The sequence below is a fragment of the Pseudomonas sp. NFACC46-3 genome (assembly GCF_900114515.1).
Classification (GTDB): domain Bacteria; phylum Pseudomonadota; class Gammaproteobacteria; order Pseudomonadales; family Pseudomonadaceae; genus Aquipseudomonas; species Aquipseudomonas fluorescens_Q.
The window spans coordinates 56,662-80,482 of record NZ_FOTH01000001.1 but is presented as its reverse complement, the minus strand read 5'-3'; the positions used below and the strand labels follow the sequence as shown (position 1 = coordinate 80,482).

At 61.4% G+C, this 23,821-nt stretch carries 21 protein-coding genes; 12 read left to right on the top strand and 9 right to left on the bottom strand.

What is annotated here, in order from left to right; translation table 11 throughout:
- Positions 1-36: 36 nt before the first annotated feature.
- The 3 genes from BM300_RS00365 to BM300_RS00355 are packed head-to-tail and all read right to left on the bottom strand — an operon-like array spanning position 37 to position 3,464.
- The gene (locus tag BM300_RS00365; RefSeq protein WP_092141775.1) at positions 37-840 is read right to left on the bottom strand and encodes a sulfite exporter TauE/SafE family protein; all 804 of its coding nucleotides are present in this window, start codon (positions 838-840) and stop codon (positions 37-39) included.
- A 28-nt stretch (positions 841-868) separates the two neighbouring features.
- Positions 869-2,539, bottom strand: coding sequence for a bifunctional protein tyrosine phosphatase family protein/NAD(P)/FAD-dependent oxidoreductase (locus tag BM300_RS00360; protein ID WP_092461587.1), 1,671 nt, complete (start codon positions 2,537-2,539; stop codon positions 869-871).
- A 46-nt stretch (positions 2,540-2,585) separates the two neighbouring features.
- Positions 2,586-3,464, bottom strand: coding sequence for an MBL fold metallo-hydrolase (locus BM300_RS00355; RefSeq protein ID WP_092221928.1), 879 nt, complete (start codon positions 3,462-3,464; stop codon positions 2,586-2,588).
- A gap of 229 nt (positions 3,465-3,693) precedes the next feature.
- Between BM300_RS00355 and BM300_RS00350 the strand changes: the two genes are divergently transcribed.
- From BM300_RS00350 to BM300_RS00330, 6 genes are all read left to right on the top strand, one after another.
- On the top strand, positions 3,694-5,016 hold the full coding sequence (locus BM300_RS00350) for a sigma-54 interaction domain-containing protein (protein WP_092141766.1): 1,323 nt from the start codon (positions 3,694-3,696) through the stop codon (positions 5,014-5,016).
- A gap of 165 nt (positions 5,017-5,181) precedes the next feature.
- The gene (cydP, locus tag BM300_RS30930) at positions 5,182-5,358 is read left to right on the top strand and encodes a cytochrome oxidase putative small subunit CydP (protein WP_014338536.1); all 177 of its coding nucleotides are present in this window, start codon (positions 5,182-5,184) and stop codon (positions 5,356-5,358) included.
- Complete coding sequence (locus tag BM300_RS00345) at positions 5,355-6,926, top strand: cytochrome ubiquinol oxidase subunit I (protein ID WP_092141763.1); 1,572 nt, start codon at positions 5,355-5,357, stop codon at positions 6,924-6,926. Before cydP ends, BM300_RS00345 begins: the two co-directional genes overlap by 4 nt.
- A complete protein-coding gene (gene cydB / locus BM300_RS00340; RefSeq protein WP_092221932.1) occupies positions 6,919-8,055 on the top strand; it encodes a cytochrome d ubiquinol oxidase subunit II in 1,137 nt (378 codons plus the stop codon). The genes BM300_RS00345 and cydB overlap by 8 nt, the downstream gene beginning before the upstream one ends.
- Before the next feature lie 23 nt (positions 8,056-8,078).
- Positions 8,079-8,201, top strand: coding sequence for a cytochrome bd-I oxidase subunit CydX (gene cydX, locus BM300_RS00335; RefSeq protein WP_092221934.1), 123 nt, complete (start codon positions 8,079-8,081; stop codon positions 8,199-8,201).
- On the top strand, positions 8,198-8,485 hold the full coding sequence (locus tag BM300_RS00330) for a cyd operon YbgE family protein (protein WP_092141754.1): 288 nt from the start codon (positions 8,198-8,200) through the stop codon (positions 8,483-8,485). Before cydX ends, BM300_RS00330 begins: the two co-directional genes overlap by 4 nt.
- A 92-nt stretch (positions 8,486-8,577) precedes the next feature.
- Here BM300_RS00330 and BM300_RS00325 read toward each other — a convergent pair whose 3' ends face one another.
- The 3 genes from BM300_RS00325 to BM300_RS00315 are packed head-to-tail and all read right to left on the bottom strand — an operon-like array spanning position 8,578 to position 12,837.
- A complete protein-coding gene (locus BM300_RS00325) occupies positions 8,578-9,063 on the bottom strand; it encodes a hypothetical protein (RefSeq protein ID WP_092141751.1) in 486 nt (161 codons plus the stop codon).
- A 42-nt stretch (positions 9,064-9,105) separates the two neighbouring features.
- Positions 9,106-11,853, bottom strand: a complete 2,748-nt coding sequence (locus tag BM300_RS00320; protein ID WP_092461585.1) for a cation-transporting P-type ATPase — start codon at positions 11,851-11,853, stop codon at positions 9,106-9,108.
- Between the two features lie 60 nt (positions 11,854-11,913).
- A complete protein-coding gene (locus tag BM300_RS00315) occupies positions 11,914-12,837 on the bottom strand; it encodes a universal stress protein (RefSeq protein WP_092141745.1) in 924 nt (307 codons plus the stop codon).
- A gap of 256 nt (positions 12,838-13,093) precedes the next feature.
- Here BM300_RS00315 and BM300_RS00310 point away from each other — a divergent pair, with 256 nt between their 5' ends.
- Both BM300_RS00310 and BM300_RS00305 read left to right on the top strand, forming a co-directional pair.
- Positions 13,094-14,344 carry an MgtC/SapB family protein gene (locus BM300_RS00310; RefSeq protein WP_092461583.1) on the top strand — a complete coding sequence of 417 codons (1,251 nt, stop codon included), beginning with the start codon at positions 13,094-13,096 and terminating at the stop codon, positions 14,342-14,344.
- Between the two features lie 100 nt (positions 14,345-14,444).
- Positions 14,445-15,356 (top strand): universal stress protein, encoded by a 912-nt coding sequence (locus BM300_RS00305; protein WP_092221945.1) that lies wholly within the window; start codon positions 14,445-14,447, stop codon positions 15,354-15,356.
- Between the two features lie 51 nt (positions 15,357-15,407).
- On the opposite strand, the gene BM300_RS00300 is transcribed toward BM300_RS00305, so the two are convergent.
- Positions 15,408-15,971 carry a GNAT family N-acetyltransferase gene (locus tag BM300_RS00300; protein ID WP_072347403.1) on the bottom strand — a complete coding sequence of 188 codons (564 nt, stop codon included), beginning with the start codon at positions 15,969-15,971 and terminating at the stop codon, positions 15,408-15,410.
- 246 nt (positions 15,972-16,217) lie between these two features.
- Here BM300_RS00300 and BM300_RS00295 point away from each other — a divergent pair, with 246 nt between their 5' ends.
- Entirely contained in the window at positions 16,218-17,111 is an 894-nt protein-coding gene (locus tag BM300_RS00295) for a universal stress protein (RefSeq protein WP_092461581.1), read from the top strand.
- Here BM300_RS00295 and BM300_RS00290 read toward each other — a convergent pair.
- Entirely contained in the window at positions 17,101-18,084 is a 984-nt protein-coding gene (locus tag BM300_RS00290; protein WP_092461579.1) for a zinc-dependent alcohol dehydrogenase family protein, read from the bottom strand. The genes BM300_RS00295 and BM300_RS00290 overlap by 11 nt on opposite strands.
- Positions 18,085-18,254: 170 nt before the next feature.
- Here BM300_RS00290 and BM300_RS00285 point away from each other — a divergent pair, with 170 nt between their 5' ends.
- The 3 genes from BM300_RS00285 to BM300_RS00275 all read left to right on the top strand — a co-directional run bounded on the left by BM300_RS00285 (position 18,255) and on the right by BM300_RS00275 (position 23,040).
- Positions 18,255-20,627 (top strand): phosphoketolase family protein, encoded by a 2,373-nt coding sequence (locus BM300_RS00285; RefSeq protein ID WP_092461577.1) that lies wholly within the window; start codon positions 18,255-18,257, stop codon positions 20,625-20,627.
- Between the two features lie 66 nt (positions 20,628-20,693).
- On the top strand, positions 20,694-21,584 hold the full coding sequence (locus tag BM300_RS00280) for a universal stress protein (RefSeq protein WP_092344859.1): 891 nt from the start codon (positions 20,694-20,696) through the stop codon (positions 21,582-21,584).
- Between the two features lie 100 nt (positions 21,585-21,684).
- Positions 21,685-23,040 (top strand): MBL fold metallo-hydrolase RNA specificity domain-containing protein, encoded by a 1,356-nt coding sequence (locus BM300_RS00275; protein WP_092461575.1) that lies wholly within the window; start codon positions 21,685-21,687, stop codon positions 23,038-23,040.
- Between the two features lie 184 nt (positions 23,041-23,224).
- Here the strand turns inward: BM300_RS00275 and BM300_RS00270 are convergent, their stop codons facing one another.
- The gene (locus tag BM300_RS00270) at positions 23,225-23,764 is read right to left on the bottom strand and encodes an Hsp20/alpha crystallin family protein (protein ID WP_092461573.1); all 540 of its coding nucleotides are present in this window, start codon (positions 23,762-23,764) and stop codon (positions 23,225-23,227) included.
- Positions 23,765-23,821: the final 57 nt, after the last annotated feature.

Here is a 23,821-nt window from a genome sequence, read left to right as displayed (position 1 = left end):
CTCCGATGCACAATCGTTGATATTCCACTAGGCGATTCAACCCAGGGCTTTTACCAGCAGCGCGACCGCTACCAGCGTGGACACCAGGGCGAAGCCTCTTTGCAGATGGGGTTCCGGCAACCTCGCGGCGACCAGGCGCCCGCCGAGCATGCCGACGATGGCCCCCATGGAAAAGGGTAGCGCTATTGGCCATTGCAGGTGCCCCATCGCCGAACTCGCCAGCACCCCCGACATGGAGACCAAAGCGATGACGGTCAGCGATGTGGCGAGCACCGACTGCGTGGTCAAATTGGTGTACCGCTGGAGCGCCGGAACCATGACGAAACCACCGCCCACGCCGAGCAGTCCGGAAAGCACCCCGGCGACCATGCCCGACGCTGTGAGCGCCCATGCGCAAGGGCCGGTCCAGTTCAGCTTGCCGCGGTTTTCGTCCAGGACACAGGGTGGCGGTTTACGCGCGGCGGATGCCTTTGCCCCGGCACGAGCGGGCAGTGATTTTTGCAAGGCCCGAAACGCCACGTACATCAGCAACAAGGCAAACAGGATCGTCAACGGACGGTTGGGCGTGCGCTGCGCCAGCCAAAGGCCCAGCGGCGAGCAGATGACCCCCGCACTGGCCGTCAACAGCGCCGCCTTGTAGCGTACGATGCCATTGCGCAGGCCCATCACGGCGCCCAGGGTGGCAGCCAGGCCCACCGCCAGCAAACCAATGGGCCCGGCTTCGGCCATGCTCAAGCCCACGCCAAAAACCAGGAACGGGACGGCGAGTATGCCGCCACCGGCTCCGGTCAGCGCCAGGATCACGCCCACCGCAAAGCCCAGTACCAGGACTGCAATCATCTCGGTCTCCTGGAGCAGAGGTTCGATTTCATAGGTCCGCCAGTTCAGGTTTCGCCAGCCACTCACGGCCCTTGAGCATGGCTTTCCAATACAGCGGCGGAAGAATTCGCTCTTTAAGTAGCCAGGCGAGTCTCGAAGGCCGAGTGCCGTCGATCAGCCAGGACGGGAAGCTGGGGGCAAGCTTGCCGCCGTAGGTGAATTCAGCGAGCACGACCTTGCCTCGTTCCACGGTCAGCGGGCAAGAACCGTAGCCGTTGTAATGGGCGCTGCCCTTGGCCTTGCCCATGGCCGCCAGCACATTATGGGCGACCACGGGCGCCTGCTTGCGCGCCGCCGCTGCGGTTTTTGCGTTGCTGGTATTGGTGGCATCGCCCAGTGCGTGAATATTCGCCCAGGTTTTATGCCGCAAGCTGTCGGGATCGACATCGATCCAGCCCGCCCCATCAGCCAGAGGGCTTACGCGGATAAAATCCGGCGCGACCTGAGGGGGAACCACATGCAGCAGATCGAAGTCGTGCGTCACCCGGTGAGTACTGCCATCGGCCTTGACGCAGCTGAAGGTCGCCGTTTGTGCCGGTCCATCGACAGAGGTCAGCGTACTGCCGAAATTCAGGTCGATCTCATAGGCGCGGACGTACTCCATCAAGGCCGGCACGTAGTCGGGAACACCGAACAGGACAGCCCCGGCGCTGCAGAAGTCGATCTCGATATCGCCCAGTACGCCTTGGCGTTTCCAGTGGTCGGCGCACAGGTACATCGCTTTTTGAGGGGCCCCGGCGCATTTGATCGGCATGGGGGGCTGCGTGAAAATGGCCCGGCCGCTGCGCAGTTGCTGCACCTGTTCCCAGGTGTAGGGGGCCAGGTGGTACAGATAGTTCGAGGTGACGCCGTTGCGCCCCAGTGTCTGCGGTAAGCCTTCAATGGCATGCCAGTCCAGTTTCAGGCCCGGGCATACGATCAACTGCTCGTAGCGGACCACGCGGCACCCATCGAGAATAATGGCGTCGTTCTCAGGTTCGAAAGCCGCGACAGCCGCTTTGATCCAATGCACGCCCCGGGGAATGGTCGCACCCATCGTATGGGCGGTTTGTTGTGCCTCGAACACGCCACCGCCGACGAGGGTCCAGCCGGGCTGGTAATAATGCACATCCGCAGGATCGATGATGGCAATGTCCAGGCCTGGCTCGCGGGCCAACAGGCTCGAGGCTGTGGCGATGCCCGCCGCGCCGCCGCCGACAATCACCACGGCATGTCTGGCCTCGGCCACGCCAACAGGCGTGCGTCCCTCGTTGGCAATTCTGCGAATGACGCCTTTCATGTCGAAACCGGCTTTCCTGGCGGCTTCGACAATCTGTGGCAAGGGCTGCTGGCCGGCCTGGGACAGTGCCCACATCGTCGTCGAACGCATGCCGGAGCGGCAGTACGCCAACACTGGCTTGGGCAAGGACTCGAGCAATTTGCCGAAGGCAACGCCTTGCTCATCGGTCACCTTGCCGGACTCTGCGGCAAGGTAGTGCGCCTCGATGCCCATCGCTTGTGCCGCGCGCTGGATGTCGGCAAACAAAGGTTGATCGCTGCCTTCACCATCAGGGCGGTTGCAGATGATGGCGCGAAAGCCGCTGGTTTTGATCTCACTCATTTGGTCGGGTTGAATCTGCCCCGAGATCGAGAGGCCGGACGCAAGGTGGCGGATGTCCATGACTGTCTCCGTGATGACGGTTTTTCTTATGAGAGGGGGCCGGTCTTCAGAGCCGATTGAGTGGGATTTTCAGGTAGCACGTGCCGTTCGATTCCGGCTCCGGGAAATGCCCGGCCCGCATGTTGACCTGGACCGATGGCAGGATGAGCGTCGGCATGTCCAGCGAGGCATCGCGCTGGGTGCGCATTGCCACGAATGCTTCTTCGCTGACGCCGTTTCGGACATGGACATTGTCGGCGCGTTGCTCGGCGACGGTACTGGAAAACTGCACCTCGCGGCCACCGGGTTGGTAATCGTGACAGGTGTAGAGCAGGGTGTTGGCCGGCAGGCTCAAGACCTTGTTGATGGACCGGAACAACGTATGCGCGTTGCCACCGGGGAAGTCACACCGTGCGGTGCCGTAGTCGGGCATGAACAAGGTGTCGCCAACGAATGCAGCCGTTTCCTGGCCGTCGCTGATGACATACGTCATGCAGGCGGGGGTGTGGCCCGGCGTGTGAAGCGCATGGCATTGCAGCGTTCCAATAGTGAACGACTCGTCATTGACGAACAGGTGGTCGAACTGGCTGCCATCGCGGGGCATCTCCCCACCGGTGTTGAACAGCGTGCCAAAGACTTCTTGTACAGTCGCAATCTGGCTGCCGATCCCTATCGTGCCGCCGAGCTTTTCCTTCAGGTACGGGGCGGCGGTGAGGTGGTCGGCATGGACGTGGGTTTCAAGAATCCATTGGACCTTCGCCTCCAGCTCGATCACCCTGGCCATCAGCTTGTCGGCCGAAGTGGTTGTGGTACGGCCGGATTTGGGATCGAAATCCAGGACGCTGTCGATCAAGGCGCACTGGCGCGTCGTTTTGTCCAGCACCAGATAGCTGACAGTGTGGGTCTCCGGATCGAAAAATCCTTCGACGTACGGTTTTACGGTCATGAACGGTCTCCTTTGGGCTCTCATCGAACCGCTTGAAGAACAGACAGAGCAATAATGCTGCCAGGTGGATGCTGGGTCGTTTTAAAAGGCTAACCTAATGATTTTATTGATTTAACTTCATGAGTCCGCGAGGGTGCGGGCCGATGCCCAGACAAATTAACTGCCATTGGCAGTGTTTGTTGGCATAGTGGCAGTGCCACCTGTGCTGGATGAATTCACTGGAGCCGCGATGACACACCGCCTGCCGCCCACCCAAGACCCGCTTCCACGTGCAGACCAGGTGCAGTCCCTGGTCTCGTTTCTGGAGCATGAGCCCCAGCCGATGATCGTCCTCGATCCTGATTACAACATCCTGGCGGCGAACACGGCTTACCTGCGTCAGTTCGGCAGCGCCGACAAGCCGTTCATTGGCCATAAGTGTTATCGGGTTTCCCACCACTACGATGTGCCTTGTGACCAGGCCGGCGAGAACTGCCCGATGAAAAAGGCCAGGGAGATGCGCAGTCCGGATCGGGTCTTGCACATTCATCACACACCGCGCGGGCCGGAACACGTCGATGTGGAACTGCGCCCGATCCTCAATGAGCACGGCGTCATCACTGCTTATGTGGAGCGCCTTACCCAGGTGCGGAGCGCCTCGGCACGGCCCAGTAATGAGGGGCTGGTGGGCAGTTCACCGGCCTTTAATCAGGCGCTGTTGGAACTGCAGCGGGTAGCGCCCTCGATGTTACCGGTGCTGTTGCTGGGAGAGTCCGGCACAGGCAAGGAGCTGTTTGCCCGCGCCGTCCATGAAACCAGTGAGCGGGCCGCGGGGCCTTTTGTCGTGGTGGATTGCTCCGGCTTGACCGAAACGTTGTTCGAGAGCGAGCTGTTCGGCCACGAAAAGGGGGCATTTACCGGAGCGACCACGCGCAAGGTGGGCCTGGTGGAGACGGCCCAGGGCGGTACGCTGTTTCTCGATGAGATAGGCGACGTTCCCCTGGCCATGCAGGTGAAATTGTTGCGACTGATCGAGTCTGGAACCTATCGCCGTGTTGGCAGTGTAGAAACCCAGCACGCCGATTTCAGGCTGGTGGCCGCGACCCATAAGCCCTTGGAAAAGATGGTGGAGAGGGGCGAGTTCAGGCAGGACTTGTACTACCGCATCAGCGTTTTCCCTATCCATTTACCGCCCTTGCGGCATCGCCTTGAAGACATCGGCTTGCTGGTGGATTCATTCCTGCAACGTTCCGGGATCGGTAAGCGTCGGCTGACCATCGATCCCGAGGCGCTGATGCAATTGCAGCGGTTTGCCTGGCCGGGCAATATCCGCGAGCTACGCAATGTCCTGGAAAGAGCCGCACTGTTTGCCGACGACGGCGTCATTCACGCCTTGCATCTGCCCGCGCCCCCCTTGGCGTTGTCCGCCCCAGCCTTGACGCCTGCCCGCAATAGCAGGGACCTGGAACAGTTGGTGGCCACTTTCAAAGGCACCCGCAGCGAACTGGCCAGGCACCTGGGCGTGAGTGAGCGCACGTTATACAGGCGGTTGAAAGAACAAGGCCTGGCCTGAACGTCATCGAGCCTGGACTGCCAATGACTGCCAGCCCCTGGCAGTTTGGCAGGTTTTATTCTCGCCAAACCAGGCAGTGAGCTTCGGCTCTATCAATAACTAATTGTTTTATAAAGATAAAAAATATATCCAGGCGTTGGCATGCGCCGTGCTAAAGCATGTCCCATGACTATTTCCGATAAACGATTGCGTCGCCATCTGCTCACAGCCGTGCTGATCAAACTGGTCGTGCTGACGGTGCTGTGGTGGCTGTTCATCAAGGATTCGCGCGTCAGCGTCGACTCGAACACCATCAGTGACAGGTTCGGCGTACCCACCTCGGCTCAAGGGGCAAGCAAGTGATCTCAGAACAACTGGTGGATCTGTCACGGCTGCAATTCGCAGCCACAGCGCTGTACCACTTTCTATTTGTACCGCTCACCGTGGGGATGGTGTGGCTGCTGGTCATCATGGAAAGCGTCTACGTGATGACAGGCAATGTCATCTGGAAAGACATGACTCGCTTCTGGGGCAAATTGTTCGGCATCAACTTCGCCTTGGGCGTGACCACCGGCATCACCTTGGAGTTTCAGTTCGGCACTAACTGGGCCTACTACTCGCACTACGTCGGGGACATCTTCGGGGCCCCGCTGGCCATCGAGGGTCTGATGGCGTTCTTCCTTGAGTCGACCATGATCGGCTTATTCTTCTTCGGTTGGGATCGCCTGAAGAAAGAACATCATTTGCTGGTCACGTTGTTGATGGCCATCGGTACCAACCTGTCGGCGCTATGGATTCTGATCGCCAATGGTTGGATGCAGAACCCGGTGGGCTCGCAATTCAGTTACATCACCATGCGCATGGAGATGGTGGATTTCTGGGCCGTGGTCTTCAACCCGGTGGCGCAGGCCAAGTTTGTCCACACGGTGTCTGCCGGTTATGTCACCGGCTCGATGTTTGTGTTGTCGATTTCCAGTTGGTACTTGCTCAAGGGGCGTGATGTCGAGTTCGCCAAGCGCAGCTTCCGGGTGGCGGCCGCCTTCGGCCTGGCCTCTGTGCTGAGCGTCATCGTACTGGGGGATGAGTCGGGTTATACGGTGGGCGAGGCGCAGCAAACCAAGCTGGCGGCCATGGAGGCCATGTGGGAAACCAAACCCGCACCGGCGGGCCTGACGCTGGTGGCCAGCATTAATGAAGCCGAGTCCAGGAATAACTGGGAGTTCGATGTGCCGTGGGTGATGGGCTTGATCGGCACGCGCTCGGTCAGCAAGCAGATCCCAGGGATTCATGACATCAAAGCGAAAAACCGCGCGCGCATTCTGCGGGGCATTACCGCCGTCAATGCGCTTGAAGCGCTGCGCGCCGATCGCACCGATAAGGCCGCGTTCGATACCTTCGAAGCGTACAAGGCCGATCTGGGCTTTGGCCTGCTGCTTAAAAAGTACGTCGAGGATGTCAACCAGGCCACGCCGGCCATCATCGACAAGGCTGTGAACGATACCGTACCGCGAGTGACCCCGATGTTCTGGGGGTTCCGGATCATGGTCGGCCTGGGCTTTGCCATGCTCGTGCTTTTCGGGCTGGCATTCTGGAGCACCTTGAAATCCAGCGGCGCACATCATCGCGGGCTGCTGCGCTGGGCGCTCTGGATGCTGCCTGCGCCATGGCTTGCCTGCGAATTGGGCTGGTTCGTCGCCGAGTACGGCCGCCAACCCTGGACCATCTACGGTGTGTTGCCGACCCACATGAGCGTTTCCACCCTCAGCGTCGATAACCTGTATGGCTCTTTGGCTGGGTTCGTCGTTTTCTACACGGTGCTGCTGGCGGTGGAAATGTTCCTGATGGTCAAGTTCGCCCGCCAGGGCCCCGGCAGCCTCGGTACAGGTCGTTATGTCCACGACGCCAAGTTGAAGGAGCTTCACCATGCTTGATTACTTCACGCTCAAGATCATCTGGTGGGCGCTGGTCGGCGTCCTGCTCATAGGTTTCGCCATCATGGACGGCCACGACATGGGCGTCGGCTCACTGCTGCCGTTTGTCGGTCGCAATGACATGGAACGTCGCATCGTGATCAACACCGTGGGCCCGCACTGGGATGGCAATCAGGTCTGGTTCATTACAGCCGGCGGCGCTTTGTTCGCCGCATGGCCGGTGGTCTATGCCACGGCGTTCAGCGGGTTCTATTGGGCGATGATCCTGGTGCTCTGGGCGTTGTTCTTCCGCCCGGTGGGTTTCGACTACCGCAGCAAGATCCATAACCCGGTGTGGCGCAGTACCTGGGATTGGGGGCTTTTCGTGGGTGGGGCCGTGCCGCCGCTGGTGTTCGGCATCGCGTTTGGCAACTTGTTGCAGGGCGTACCGTTTCACTTCAATCAATACCTGGTGTCAACCTATACCGGCAGCTTCTGGCAATTGCTCAACCCTTTCGCGCTGCTGACCGGCCTGGTCAGCAGCGCCATGATTACGCTGCAGGGGGGCACCTACCTGGCCCATCGTACGGAGGGCAGCATCCAGTCCCGGGCGATAAAAGGCGCGGTAGGCGCTGCGATCGTACTGGTGTGTTCGTTCATCGCAGCGGGTATCTGGTTGCAATGGATCGAGGGCTATCGCATCACGTCGCTCGTCGATACCGCCGGGTTGCCTGACATTCTCGGCAAGTCGGTCGTGAGGGAGGCGGGGGCCTGGATGGCCAACTATGGTCGCTATCCTTGGCTGTGGCTGCTGCCCGCGCTTGGACTGGCCGGCGCAGCCGGTGCGGCGCTGTTGCTGATGAGGCGCCGTACCCTTTGCGCGTTCGTTGCGTCATCGCTTGCGGTGGTCGGTGTCATCGGTACGGCAGGGGTATCGATGTTCCCCTTTGTCATGCCGTCGTCATCGATGCCAGCGGCCAGTCTGACCGTGTGGGACAGTGTTTCCAGTCACCTGAGCCTGGCCATCATGTTCTGGGCCACGTTGTTCTTCATGCCGTTGATCGTGATCTATACCGGTTGGGCGTATCGCGTCATGCGCGGCAAGGTTACGGCCACCCAGATCAACGCCAACGAACACTCGGCGTACTAGTATCGACAGAGGAGTGAAGCAATATGTGGTATTTCGCCTGGATGCTGGGAGTCGGTTTCGCACTGCTGCTGGCGATACTCAATGCGATGTGGGGCGAGAACGAGACCGGTCGAGCCATGAGCGACCGTGACGAGGCGCAGCCATGACGCTGAATGTCGCGGGTGTCCAGCCCACGTCACGGCTGCATCGGCTGAGCCTCGTCGTTGCGGTGACGATCATGTTGGCCTGCTCGCTCTACCCGCCACTGATGACGGCGCCGGACGGGAAAGCCGACCATGTCTTGGCAACGGCCTTGTTTATCGCCATGAGCGTGGCGTTTGTCAGGGGCGTGGGGTTCATTCCCCGCAGGCCTGTCTGGCGAAGGATGTTTTCAGGTTGGACCTGCCTGGTGGCTCTTGCGCTTGCCGGTGGGTTGAAGTTGTTGCACTGAAGCCTGATGAGAAGCCCGGCGATGGCTGGACGGTGATCAAGAAAACTCACCTGCCGACGCGGCAGGTGAGTAGGGCAGTCCTGGGGGCCGGCCTAGCGAGCTGGCGGGCTCATTTGCTGTTGTTGCATCATCTGCTCCATCATCATCTGTTGCATGCCCATGTACCTGTCCATCATGTACTGGTGCTGCTTCATCTGCTCAGGCGTCATCCGGGAATAGTGGCTGCCCATTTGTTTCCAGCCCATCATCGGGCCGTTCCCCTTCATGTGGCCGCCCATCATGCCTGCCCCGCAACACCCCATCATCCCATTCATCGTCTGCATGCTTTGCCGCATCGTGGCCTGGTGATCCTGCATGAGCTTCTGGCGTTGCGCCGGATCGCTGGTGTTCTGGATCTGGGTCATCTGTTCCTGCATTTTTTTTAGGTTTTCCTGGGCCGTCGCCATCTGCTGGTCGAATTGCTCAACGCTCATTGACGGCGGGGGCGCCTTGGCGGCGTCGGTGGCTTGCTGGGCAAAGCTCAGCGTGGGGAAAAGCACCGCGGTCAGGGCGAGGGCGGCGAGTCTGGATGCGTTCATGATTCAGTTCCTTGCAGGCTGGTGGCGCGGGGAGTGGGATCGTCACGGTTGACGATCGGACTCGGTTAAACGCAGTCGAAGCTGTTTTTCAATTTCGATGATGGCGAACAGCGCAATGCCCACCGCGATGATCAGCAGTCCATCCATGAAGGGCACCGCTTGGGTCGCGAACACGGTTTGCAGCGGCGGCGCGTAGGTGATGGCGAATTGAGCGACGGTCACTACCGCGACGGTCGCCCACACAACCTTCGTACCCCGAAGGCCCTTCCAGGTCAGTGACGTGCCGTAGAGATTGCGGATAAAGAACAGGTGGAAAATTTCCATCACGACCAAGGTGTTCACTGCCAGGGTGCGGGCCAGTTCGACGGAGTAGCCTCGGTCCAGGGCATAGGTAAAGATGCCGTAGACACCGCACAGGAACAGAATGGAAACGAGCACCATATGCCAGACCAATGCGCCGCTGATCAACGGCTCCTGTCGTGAGCGCGGTGGCCTGCGCATGGTGTTGTCTTCGGTTGGTTCGAACGCCAGCGCGATACCCAGCGTGATGGCGGTAATCAGGTTGATCCACAGGATCTGTATCGCCGTGACTGGCAATGTAAGGCCAAACAGCAGCGCGACAATCAGGGTCATTGTCTCGCCCGCGTTGGTGGGTAACGTCCAGCTCAGCACTTTCTTGATGTTGTCGTAGACCGTCCGGCCTTCACGCACAGCGGCCACGATGGAGGCGAAGTTATCGTCCGCCAGTACCAGGTCCGCGGCTTCCTTGGCTGCTTCACTGCCTTTGCAACCCATGGCGATGCCGGCATCTGCGCGTTTGAGCGCTGGCGCGTCGTTGACGCCGTCGCCGGTCATGGCTACGGTCATGCCGTTGAGTTGCAGCAACGTCACCAGCCGCAGCTTATGTTCGGGGCTGGTACGCGCGAAGATGTTCACTTGCTTGAGTGATTCCCTGAGGGTGGCATCGTTCATGGCGTCCAGGTCGCTGCCGGTCAGTACCTTGTCGGGGTTGTCCAGGCCGATCTGATCACCGATGGCGCAGGCGGTGCCGGCGTGATCCCCTGTGATCATCTTCACGACAATGCCGGCCGCCTGGCATTGCTTGATCGCCTGGATCGTTTCCGGGCGGGGCGGGTCGATCATCCCGACCAGGCCAAGCAAGGTCAGTGTCCCTTGCACATCGGCAAACTCCAGGATGGCGTGTTCGGGCGGGACGGACCTGACGGCGAGCGCCAACACGCGTTGGCCCTTGCGGGCGATGGCATTGGCCTGCGCGTGCCAATAGTCGGCATCGAGCGGGGCCGTTGCCCCCGTGTTGCTGCGCTGGTGCGTGCACATGGTCAGAATCTGCTCCGGCGCACCTTTGACATAAATGGCGGCTTGCCGGTCATGGTTGTGATGCAGCGTTGCCATGAAACGGTGTTTGGCGTCGAACGGAATGGCATCGGTGCGGGCCCAAGTGCCGCGTTCCTCTTCGCCGTTGATGCCGGCCTTGGCGCAGAACACCAGCAATGCACCCTCCATGGGGTCCCCTTCGACTTTCCAGGTGTCTTCGTGCTGCCTCAAGCGTGCGTCATTGCAAAGGCTCGTCGCGCGCCCCAGTTCGGCCAGCACCGGGTGGTGGGAGGTGTCGATCAATTGATCGGCAAGGTTCATGTTGCCCGAAGGCTGGTAGCCGACACCGTCGACGGTGAAGGTCAGGTCACGGGTGACGACGGATGCCACCATCATCTCGTTACGGGTGAGGGTGCCGGTCTTGTCCGTGCAGATGACCGATACCGAGCCCAGGGTTTCGATGGCCGGCAGGCGCCGAACGATGGCGTTGCGCTGGGCCATCGCCCGCACGCCCACCGCCAGGGTGATGGTGAGTACGGCGGGCAATCCCTCGGGTATGGCTGCGACCGACATGCCCACCACGACCATGAATATCTCGGTGAAGACGTAATGCCCGACAAAGTGGCCATAAGCGAGTAGCAGACCGGCGATCAGCAAAATCAATAGCGTCAGCCAGCGGGCGAAGGCATCCATTTGCTTTATCAGGGGCGTCGTCAGCGGCTCCACTGCTGACAGCAGGTTGCTGATGCGCCCGATTTCAGTCGATGTCGCGGTGGCGACAACGACCCCTGTCGCTTGTCCGCAGGTCACCAGGGTGCCACTGAAGGCCATGCAGGCACGATCACCCAGGGCCGCTTCGATGCGCACCGGTTCGGTATTTTTTTCGGCCGGTGCGGATTCTCCGGTCAGGATGGCTTCCTGGACCTGGAGCCGGTTGGCATGCAGCAGGCGCAGATCCGCCGGGACCTTGTCGCCGGCCTCCAGCAAGACGATATCGCCGGGCACCAGTTCCTCGCCTGCGATGCCCAGGCGTTCGCCGGCACGTATCACCGTTGCCCGGGGCGCGAGCATGTTGCGGATGGCGTCCATGGCCTGTTCGGCCTTGCCTTCCTGGACATAGCCAATGATCGCATTGGCCACCACGACAGCGAGAATGACCACCGTGTCCCACAGGTGTTGCAGCGCAGCGGTGATTGCAGCGCAACCCAGCAGCACATAAATCAGGATGTTATGAAATTGCAGCAGAAATCGCCGCCACGCTGGCCGTCGGGCTGACGCCGACAACCGGTTGAAACCCGTACGCTCAAGCCGGGCCTGGACTTCGGCGATGTCCAGCCCGGCTTGCTCATCGACATCAAGGTGTTTGAGCGCCTGTTCGGCGGGCAACGTGTACCAGGCCAGGCCCTGCGAGGGCGTTGTCGGGTGCGCCGCTGGTATATTGCTCGGTCGGTTCATCAGCCGCGTTCCTGTGGATACGGAGCGGTTGTTCTACAGGCCATCGGCACAGGACTGCCTTCAGCCCATCTGCTGCGGCGCAATCACCCACAAGCTGCAGGGCATCTTGTACAGCAGGCCTTCGACGGTGCTGCCGATCAGCTTGTCCAGGCTGCCGTAGCGCACGCGCCCCATGACGATGACGTCAATGTCATGGGACGCGGCGTAGCTCGCCAGCACCTTGGCCGGGTCACCCATGATCATGCGTCGCTGGTCCGCGGCGATGCCATTGCGTTCGGCCAGTGCATCGAAGGCGGCGCCCTGGGACTCGTAGAGCTGGCGGGCCAGGGTCGAGGAGAAGAACATCGAACCGTTGCCGAAACCGTATTCAGCGGCGGTAATGGACGAAAGGTCATAGGCGTAAATGACTTCCAGCGTCGCGTCGCAGCGGGTGGCCAGCTTGTTGGCTTCGCTCAGGATCCGATCATTGAGGCCTTCGTAGCGTCCGTCCTGATGGAACGGGTCGATGGCGGCCAGGATCTTGCGCGGGCGGGCGTGGGCGACCTTGTTGACGAAGTGCAGCGGGACCTCGCATTCGCGCAGCAGATGCACGTCCAGGGGCGTGAACATCAGTCGGGAAAACCACGACTCAGGGTCCACCGACTTGATCAGCGCAGCCATCGGCGCTTCCTTGAGGTGGACCAGGATTTCCTGCAAGGGGCGCTCGACCCACGTCACTTCTGTCGTGACCTCGATGCCGAGGTTGCGCAGGGGCCTGGCCTGTTCCTCCAGCCACTGCCGATGGCGCTCGATGTAGCCCAGGCGCATCTGCTCCAGCGCCTGCTCGTTGACCAGGCCCGCCGTCGCCAGGCCTTCGAGGTAGTCAAACGCGACAATATGCAGCGCCGCGCCTTCGGCCCTGGCCAGTGCGGCGGCCCGGTCGAACGCCGGGCTGTGTTCCATCAGTGGCGAGACGACCAGCATCAATCGTGATTGCGTAGACATGACAAACCTCCCGGGCAAGGACCTGTTGGCGCCGGGCGACGTTTCGCGCGGCGTGGTGTCTGTCATCGATCATGAGCGTCATGGAGCCCGGTAACTTGATTTGCATCAAACACGCTTCAAAGCGTTGCATCGAAGGCGGCAACGGCGCGGCAATCGCGCTATGTTTGAGCATGATCAGTCGCCCCAGGGCACGAGCGCAGCCGGCTCGGACCTCTGGATTGAGTGACAACCGCAGACAGTGCCAGAGAGCCGAACCATGACTGAAAGCCTGGCCTTCGCCAATGCCGCCGCCGCGCTGGGAATCGGCCTGTTGGTGGGGCTTGAGCGCGAACGACGCAAAGGCGAGGGCGACCGGCGCGACTTCGCCGGCCTGCGTACCTTCGCCATCACGTCCGTGCTCGGCTACCTGGCGGTCCAGGCGGGCGGTCCCTTGTTGCTGGGGGGCATGACGCTCGCCCTGGGCGCATTGGTCACCGTGGCCTATTGGCGAAACCTCGACAAGGATCCGGGGATCACCAGCGAGGTGGCCTTGTTCGCAGTATTGGCACTGGGCGCGCTCTGTGCGAGCGCCCCAGGCCTGGCGACCTCGATTGGGGTGGTGATGGCCGGGCTGCTCGCCAGCCGCCAGGCGTTGCACCACTTTGCCCGCAACCAATTGACGGCCACCGAGATGCGCGATGGCCTGGTGCTGTTGATCGCCGCGCTGGTCGTGCTCCCGCTGGCACCGGATCGATTCCTCGGGCCTTATGACGCCATCAACCTGCGCAACCTGTGCACCCTCACCGTCATGCTGATGGCGGTGGGTGCGCTGGGGCATGTCGCGGTTCGAACCCTGGGGACCCGCTATGGCTACGCCCTCAGTGCGATTGCCTCGGGGTTTGCTTCTGCCACGGCGACTGTCGCGACCATGGGCGGTATCGCGGCCAAAGAGCCGATCAATCTCAAGGTGGTGAGCGCTGCGGCGATGTTATCCAATCTGGCGACGGTGACTCAAATGGGCCTGATCCTCGCGGCGGTGGACCCCGCGCTGTTGCGATGGATGTGGGGGCCGTTGGTGTGCGGGATGCTGATGGTATTGCTCTATGCCGGCGTGCTGATGTTTCCCCGGCCAAGGGCGCGGGCCGATGAAACCATCAAGCACAGCGGCGCCTTCAGCCTCAAACTGGCGATGACGATGGTCCTGGCGATGGCCGCTATCACCGTCCTCTCGTCGGCGATGCTCGATGTGTTTGGCCAGGCCGGGGTGACCGTCACCGCGATTTTCAGCGGGTTGCTCGACGCCCATGCTTCGACAGCCTCCATCGCTTCCCTGGCCAAGGGCGGGTTGTTGCCCTTCGACGGCGTCGCCGTACCGGTGCTGATGGCGCTGAGCAGCAACTCCCTGAGCAAATGCGTCGTCGCCTGGCTCAGTGGCGGGCGAAGGTTCGCCGGGTATGTGATTCCCGGCCAGGTGCTGGTCACGCTGGCGATGTGGGCAGGGCTGTTGCTCCCGAGTTTGTCAGCCTGAATGATGGCTGTTTGATGAAGATCAAGTCCTGTCTCGGGCAGGCGTTCATTCTGGAACCCTCAATCCTTTAAGTGGCTGTCGCCACGTGCCGAGGTGTTCCATGTCCCAGACTCAACGTTTATTGCTAGTGGCGCCTGACGCCATGATCCGTACGCCGGCGTTCGACCGCGCCACCGAGTTGGCCCTGGCGCTGGACCTGCCCCTGCATATCGTGGCGTTCGACTACCTGGAGTTGCTCTCGGTGGCCGGTCTGTTCGCCCCGGAACAGGTCAAGCAAGCGCGTGAGGGTTATCTGGAAACCCATCGGCATTGGCTGTGGCAACAGGCCGAACTGGCACGTCGGCACGGCGTCGAGGTGACCTGCGAGGTGGTGTGGAGCAAGGATGCCTTCCAAGCCTTGCAGCAATACGTCAAGGAGATGCCGATGGCGTTGATCATCAAGGACGCGCAGCCGGAACCGGCAATGAAGCGGGTGTTTTTCACGCCCCTGGACTGGCGCTTGCTGCGTGACTGTCCGGTGCCAGTGCATCTGGTCACGGACGCTCGTAACCCGCGGCCTCGGCGGGTCCTGGCGATTGTCGATGTGCTGCGCAGCGAGGAGCAGGACCTGGTGTTCAACGACCGGATCGTCGACGCCGCGGTCAAACTGGCGGAACAATGCAACGCCCAGGTCGAGTTGCTGCACGCCTTCGATTGGACGGCTGTCTACGCCTCGGATATGGGCATTGGTGCGCTGCCCCTGGCCACTGGGCTCTATGAAGCGTTGGGCCAGGCACAGCACGAGGTGTTCGAGTCCCTGGCCGAGCGGCACGGGGTCGCACCGCAGCAGTGCCACTTCATCGAAGGGGCGCCGCTGAACAGCATTTGCACGTTCGCTACCGATCACCAGATCGATGTCATCGTCATGGGCACCACGGCGCATCGTGGCCTGGACAAGCGCCTGGGCACCACCGCTGAGCTGCTGCTGCAACGGGCGCCCTGCAGCGTATTGGCGATCAAGCCGCAAGCGTGATTGGCGCAACGCGGCGCGAGGCCATGCCAAGGCCTCGCGCAGCGTCCGGGATCAAAGGTAGAGCCGGTGGATGACCTGCCGGGTGTCGTCGGGATCGCTGTGGGTTTCAAAACCCAGGCTATGGGCCAAGTCCCGCATCGGCGCATTGCTGGCCGCATCGACGGAGTACATCTGGCGATAGCCGTTTTTACGCGCGGTGTCGATCAGGTGCTCCATCAACAACGTCCCCAGTCCCAGGTGTTGCCAAGGGTCGGCGACCGTCACCGCACACTCGCATTCGTGTTCCTGGGTCGCGCAATAGCGGCTGACACCGATCTCGATCAACTCGCCGTTGTCATGGACCAGGGCGATGTAGGCCATGCGCGTCTTGCAGTCGACGTCCATCAAGTTATCGAGCAGCGCCGCGCCCGGCTCATTGATCTGCGCCAGGAAACGCATGTGCCGGGACTCCGGTGACAGGCGCATGATGAAGTCGTATTCGCGCTGGCGATCCTGCTCCCTGAGCGGGCGGATCAAGACATGCCGGCCGTCCTTGAGTGCCTGGATCCAGTGTTTGCCACTGATGCTGGCATACAGGGCAGCGGCGCGTTCGTTGTGGTCTTTGACAGTGAGCATGGTGCGATCCTCCCTCGGATGTGCACGTGCGGTGCGATAAAAAGCTACGCATTCGGTACTGTTCTACGCCCGCCACGGCGATCGATTCTGATCTGGATCAGTGCCTGCGTATCCGCCCGTCGATTGCCCGGCCTTTGATTCAGATCAAACCGTCCGGGGCCTTGATGGGCGCACGCTGAAGATCGCTCCGGAAAAGGCCGGTGCAAGGTTCTGGATTTCGTGTGGGCAATCCGATGGAGGTGTGCGATGGGGCAATACCAGCGTCTGCTATTGATCGTCGAACCTGATCTGCACCCCTCTGCAGCGATGCGCAGGGCCTGTGCCCTGGCCCGGGCCAGCGGCGCCGCACTGCACTTGTGCGCGTTCGTCCAACCGCCGGCGCGCACCCACTTATGGGGTGAAAAAATCGATGAAGCGAGTGTGCAGCGCTATCTGCACCGCTACCGTCGCTGGATGGTGGAGGAGGCGGCGCTGCTCAAGGAGGAAGGCCTGGATGTGACGACTCACGTGGTATGGACGCTCCATCCGTTGCTGGACATCCTGCGCTATGTCGAGCAGTTCCAGCCTGACCTGCTGATCAAGGACGTTGCCCTCGAACCTTTGCTCAAGCGCGTGTTCGCAACACCGCTGGACTGTCATCTGTTGCGCGACTGTCCGGTGCCGGTGCATCTGGTCAACCAGGCGGTGCACGGCTTGCCGCGCCGGGTCGTGGCGGCGGTGGACCCTTCGGACCCCGAGGCCTATGCCTTGAACGAGCACATCGTCCAGACTGCTGCCGCGATGGCCCGGCAATGCGATGCCTCGCTTCATCTGTTGTACGCCTGCGACCTGTCGCCGGCCTTCAACGGCGAAGCCTCGTTGCTGGCCGGGGCTTGGGATGACGACTTTGCCGACGCCCTGCGCGAATCGCTGCATGCGGCGTTTATCAGCCTGGCCGGGCGCTGTGGCGTACCGGCGGAGCGTCGGCACTTCGTCGTTGGCCTGCCAGTGCCGGTCATCCAGGAATTCGTCGACGAATTCGAGGCCGACGTGGTGGTGATGGGCACTGTGCACCGCGCCGGTCTTGAGCGTTTGATTGGCAGCACGACAGAACGGGCCTTGTACTCGGTGCCGGGCAGTGTGCTGGCGGTCAAGGGATGAGTACGATGGCCCCGTTGAGCTGTCCGCTCCTCAGGTGTTCCAGCGCTTGGTTGGCTTGGACCAATGGGTAGCAGGTCACGTTGCAATGCACGGGTGTGCGCTGGATCTGTTCGAAAAACGCCAGGCCGTCCGCGCGGGTCAGATTGGCCACTGAGCGCACGCTGCGCTCCTGCCACAACAGGCGATAGGGGAAGGCAGGGATGTCGCTCATGTGAATGCCGGCGCACACCACGCAACCGCCTTTGGCGGTGGCTTGCAAGGCCAGTGGCACCAGTTCGCCGACGGGGGCGAAGATCAGGCTGGCGTCCAGCAGATGGGGCGGGAGCTGATCCGATGCCCCGGCCCAGGTCGCGCCCAGCGAACGGGCATAGGCCTGGCCGAGGTCGTCACCGGGCCGAGTGAAGGCATAGACTTGCTGGCCCCGGCCCACGGCGACCTGGATCGCCAGGTGCGCAGCGGCGCCGAAGCCATAAAGGCCCAAGTGAGGGGCGTTTTGCGCCATCTGCAAGGCCCGGAAACCGATCAGCCCTGCACACAGCAGAGGCGCGGCTTCGGCGGCCTCAAGCGTATCGGGGAGGGGGAAGCTGAATCGCGCATCGGCGACGGTGTAGTCGGCATAACCGCCGTCCAGCTGGCAGCCAGTGAACAGTGCCTGGTCGCAGAGGTTCTCCCGGCCCGAGCGGCAGAACTCACACACCCCACACGTCCACCCCAGCCAGGGCACGCCTACCCGTCGGCCGATCCAGTCCGGGGCCACCTGCGCGCCGACGGCGGTGACCTCACCGACGATCTCGTGGCCCGGCACCCGAGGCAATCGAGCCTGGGGCAGTTCACCGTCGAACAGATGCAAGTCGGTGCGGCACACACCGCAGGCTTGCACCTTGATCAGCAGTTGCCCGGCGGCCGGCGTCGGTTGAGGGCGTTCTTCCAGTTGCAAGGGCTGGCCAATCGTGTGCAGGACCATGGCGCGCATGAGCATTCTCCTGTGTGAGCGGGCGCTCGCCATGCCAGTGAGCGGCGCCAGGGCATCGAGCAAGCACCTTGTATGACCTTAGCGTCCCTGGTTCTGATGTAAATCAAGTCACCCTTATTCCCGCGTTCCAGAATCAGGCATGGCAACCCTGTGTTTTTGCGGAGGACGTGATGAGCGATTTTCTCAGCCCCGACCAACTGGAAGGTATTGACGCCTACTGGCGTGCGTCCAATTACCTGGCCGTAGGACAGATCTACCTCAAGGACAACCCGTTGTTGCGCAAACCACTGCAACAGGGGCACGTCAAACCTCGCTTGCTGGGCCACTGGGGCACGACGCCTGGGCTGAATCTGATTTACGTGCACCTCAATCACCTGATCAAGACCCGTGACCTGAACATGATCCTGATCACCGGGCCCGGTCATGGCGGCCCGGCCATCGTCGCCCAGAGCTACCTGGAGGGTAGCTTCACCCAGTGTTATCCCTCGGTGGAGCAGAACGAAAACGGAATGTTGCGCCTGTTCCGGCAGTTTTCCTGGCCTTATGGCTTATCCAGCCATGTCTCGGCGCAGATTCCCGGCTCCATCCATGAAGGTGGGGAGTTGGGTTATTCCCTGGCCCATGCCTATGGCGCGGCGTTCGACAACCCTGACCTGATCGTGGCCTGCGTCATCGGCGACGGTGAGGCGGAAACCGGGACGTTGGCGGCGAGCTGGCATTCCAATAAATTCCTCAACCCCAGGCGTGACGGCGCCGTACTGCCCATTCTTCATCTCAACGGTTTCAAGATCGCCAACCCCACGCTGCTTTCGCGCATCAGTGAAGACGAGCTGTCGGCCCTGATGTATGGCTACGGCTACGATCCTTATTTTGTCGAAGGCGACGACCCGCAAGCGGTGCACCAACAGCTGGCCAGGACCCTGGACGGCATGTTGCTCAAGATTCGCGAAATCCAGCGCATGGCCCGCGCGGATTCGTCGGGACGTACCCTGGAACGCCAGCTCTGGCCGATGCTGGTGCTGCGCACGCCCAAGGGTTGGACCGGTCCGAAATTCGTCGATGGCCAGCAGGTCGAAGGCACCTGGCGCGCCCATCAGGTGCCGCTGAGCCACTTCGAGCTGCCCGTGCATTTGACGCAACTGGAACAATGGCTCCAGAGCTACCGTCCGCAGGAGTTGTTCGACGACAACGGTGCGTTGCTGCCGGACATTGCCGCGTTGGCGCCGACGGGACATCGGCGCCTGGGCGCCAATCCTCATGCCAATGGCGGCGTGCTGCTCAAACCCTTGGAACTGCCCAGGTTCACCGATTACGCCGTGCACTTCAGCGCGCCCGGCAGCGTGCAGGCAGAGGCCACCCGGGTGTTGGGTGGTTTTGTGCGCGATGTGATGAAGCACAACCTGGGGGCAGCCAATTTCCGCCTGTTCGGCCCCGACGAAACCGCCTCCAATCGCCTTGATGCGGTGTACGAGGTCAGTGGCAAAGCCTGGATGGCGGCCCTGGAGACGGGCGATACGAACCTGGCGTGCGACGGCCGGGTGATGGAAATCCTCAGCGAGCAAGTGTGTGAAGGCTGGCTGGAGGGGTATCTGCTGACGGGTCGGCATGGGCTGTTTTCCTGCTATGAGGCGTTCATCCACATCGTCGATTCGATGTTCAATCAGCACGCCAAATGGCTCAAGACCGCTGCCCAGATCCCATGGCGCGCCTCGATTGCTTCGCTCAATTACCTGCTCACGTCCCATGTCTGGCGACAGGACCACAATGGCTTTTCCCATCAGGACCCGGGCTTCATCGACCTGGTGGCGAACAAGAGCGCCGACGTGGTGCGCATCTACCTGCCAGCGGACGCCAATTGCCTGTTGTCCGTGGCCGATCACTGCCTCAAGAGCCGCGATTACATCAATGTGATCGTGGCCGGCAAACAGCCGGAATGGCAGTGGCTGGACATCGATTCGGCCGTTCGGCACTGCTCGGTCGGGATCGGTCGCTGGGCCTTTGCCTGCAACAACGACGAAGACCCGGACGTGGTGATGGCGTGTGCCGGTGACGTGCCAACGTTGGAAACCCTGGCCGCTGTCACGCTGCTGCGTGAATACGTGCCAGACCTGCGGGTGCGGGTGGTGAATGTCGTCGACCTGCTGGCCCTGCAACCGCCGCAACAGCATGCCCACGGGTTGCCGGACGCCGAGTTCGATGGGTTGTTTACCGTGGACAAGCCAGTGATTTTCGCCTTCCACGGCTATCCGTCGCTGATTCATCGACTGATCTACAAGCGTCACAACCACGATAACTTCCATGTCCGCGGTTTCATGGAGGAGGGCGCCACCACTACGCCGTTCGACATGGCGGTCATCAACCACCTGGATCGCTACCAACTGGCGCTCGATGTCATCCAGCGCGTGCCACGGTTGCAGCCGCTGGTGGACAGCGCTCGGGATCGCTACTGGGCAACCATGGAAAAGCATCAGCTGTACCTCATCGAGCATGGGCAGGACATGCCCGAAGTCTTGAATTGGCGCTGGACGCCGACGCCGCAATGACGGCCAACATGCCTCATGGCATCGACGCTGCGCCGTGGCGTTCGAGCCCGACTTTGGAGACCCATCATGAGCCAGTACCAACGCCTGTTGCTGATCCTCAACCCGGCACAACGCCATTCACCCGCCCTGCATCACGCCGCGGCCCTGGCGGCGGCCAGTGGCGCGCACTTGCATGTCACCGCCTTGATTCCCTCGCTGGACATTCTTTCGCTGCTTGAAGAGGGGCCTCGTGAGGAAGCGCGGCAGAACTATCTCCAGGACCATCGTCATTGGTTGGAGGATGAGGCGGACAAGTTGCGCCGCCGTGGCCTGCGGGTCACCACTGAGGTGGAATGGGCCCAGAAGATGGGCAAGCAGATCCTGCAACACGTTACGCAGATCCAGCCGGACTTGCTGATCAAGCAAATACAACACGAGCCCATGCTCAAGCGGGCATTTTTCACCCCGCTGGACTGGCAACTGCTGCGCAACTGTCCTGTTCCGATGTACCTGGTGGGGGCCACCGGTCATGCGCTGCCGCGCACAGTGGTCGCGGCGGTGGACCCTTCCAGTGCGTTTGCCCAGAACAGCGGGCTGAATGACCGGATCATCCGCCAGGCCATGGGGCTGGCCTTACAGTGCGACGCCGAGCTGCATCTGGTTCACGCCTATGAGGTGTCGTCAGTCTATCTGGGGGATGCGGGCGGTGGCGGCCTGTCGCTGTCGCAGCTCAGCAAGGAACTGCGCAGGAGCCTGGAAAAAACCTTCCTGGAACTGGCGAACCTGTTTGGTGTGCCGGCCGAGCGCAGGCATTTTCTACTGGGGCATCCGGTCTCGGCCCTGAGTGAATTTGCCCTGGAGCATGAAGTGGACGTGATCGTCATGGGGCGATTCCAGCACGACGATCTGTATGGGCTACTGGGCAGCACGACCGAGCACATCCTGTACCAGGTGTCGTGCAGTGTTCTGGCGGTGTAATGAATCGGACTTGACCGCTGGGTTGTTGACAAAGATCAACGGCAACGAGGTCAAACAATGTGACCAATAGGCTTACGATCGATTGTCCAGGAGCACCGCCATGCGCATGACATTCCTCGGGGCCGCCGGTACGGTTACAGGCAGCAAGTACCTGCTGGAACACGACGATCAGCGCATCCTGATCGATTGCGGTCTGTTCCAGGGCTACAAGCAGTTGCGCCTGCACAACTGGGACCCCTTCGAGCTGCCGATGCGTGACCTGGATGCGATCGTACTGACCCACGCCCACCTGGACCACAGCGGCTACCTGCCGGTGCTGGTGCGTAATGGCTATCGCGGCCCCATCTACGCCACGCCGGCGACCTGCGAGCTGGTGAAGATCCTGCTGCGCGACAGCGCTCGCTTGCAGGAAGAAGAAGCCGAATACGCTAACCGCAAGGGGTTTTCCAAACACGCGCCGGCCTTCCCGCTGTACACCCGTGAACACGCTGAACGAGCGCTGAAACTGCTGCGCCCGGTTGCATTCGAACACCTGGTGGAGATCGCCCGGGGGATCACCATCTTGCTGCGTCGCGCCGGGCACATCCTCGGTGCCGCGACGGTACAGGTCCAGGCTGGTGGGGTGACGCTGGTGTGTTCTGGGGACTTGGGGCGACCCGAGGATCCGGTGATGTTCGCGCCGAAAGTCATCGAGCAGGCGGATGTCCTGCTGGTGGAGTCGACCTACGGCGACCGTCGACACCCACACGAGTCGCCGGAAGATCAATTGGCTGAGGTGATCACTCGCACCGCGCTGCGCCGTGGCATCACGTTGGTGCCCTCGTTCACGGTTGGCCGTGCCCAGTTGCTGATGTACCACCTGTATCGCCTGAAACAACGCCGGGCGATCCCCGATATCCCGATCTACCTCAACAGCCCCATGGCCATCGACGTCACCCGGTTGTACCAGCGCTTTGGTGACGAGCATCGTCTCTCCAGGGAAGAGTGCGAAGGCATGTGCCACATCGCCCATCCTGTGCGCTCGGTCAAGGACTCCATGGCCCTGGACCTGCAACGTACTCCGGCGGTGATCATCGCCGCCAGTGGCATGGCCACCGGCGGGCGCGTGCTGCACCACCTCAAGAGCCTGGCGCCCAACCCCATCAACACCTTGCTGATGCCCGGTTTCCAGGCTGGCGGTACGCGAGGTGCGAGGATTGTGGCGGGTGAGCCGGCGGTGCGCATCCATGGCAAGGACGTGCCGATCAATGCCGAAGTGGTGCCCATGCAAACGCTCTCGGCCCATGCCGATGCCGACGAAATCATGCAATGGTTGCGCGGCTTCAAGACACCCCCCCGGCACACCTATGTCGTGCATGGCGAACCCAATGCGTCCGACGTCTTGCGCCACCGCATTGGCGACGAACTGGGGTGGTCGGTGTCTGTGCCGGAGTACCGCGATAGCGTCGAACTCTGAACGATCGCCTTGGCGAGCAAGGGGATTTTCTCTACCCACCGGATTTGTGCGCGCCACGCTCCAGAGTGGGAGCGAGCCTGCTCGCGAAGGGGCCGGCCGCTTCAACGACGCATTCGGCTTGAAATAAGCTCAGGCATGAAAAAGCCCCTCGTCGTTGGCCGGCGAGGGGCAGGGTTCAAAGCGATCAATCGGCCTTGATCGGCACGACCTTTTCCGCTTTCAGTGCTTCCGGTTTTTTTGGCAGTGTCAGCGTCAGCACGCCTTTGCTGAACTGGGCTTCGATCTTGTCGCTGTCGACGCCTTTTGGCAGGTTGAACACCCGTTCGAAGGAGCCGTAATGGCGCTCGGACAGGTGATAACCCTTTTTCTTTTCTTCCTTGGTTTCTTTTTTCTCCCCCTTGATGATCAGGTTGCCGTTGGCCAGGCGGATTTCGATGTCTTTCTGATCGATGCCGGGCAACTCGGCGGTGATTTCAAAGCTCTTTTCCTTCTCGGTGATGTCAACGGCCGGCAGGCTGCTCATGGAAAACTCGCGACGCCAGAAGGGTTCGACATCGAACAACCCGCGACTGAAGGGCGAAATCCCCGTGCCCCGGTTGAAGTCATCGAACAGGCGATCTACCTGCTGGCGGAGCTTTTCAAATGGATGCCTGAGGTCAGTCTTGGCGGGATGCGGAGCGTTGTCTTCGGTTTTGACCGGCATCTTTTTCACTGAATTGGACATTTGATTTTCCTCTTGGGTGATGTTCGGGCGGGTACCTGAACAGATGACCAGATACCG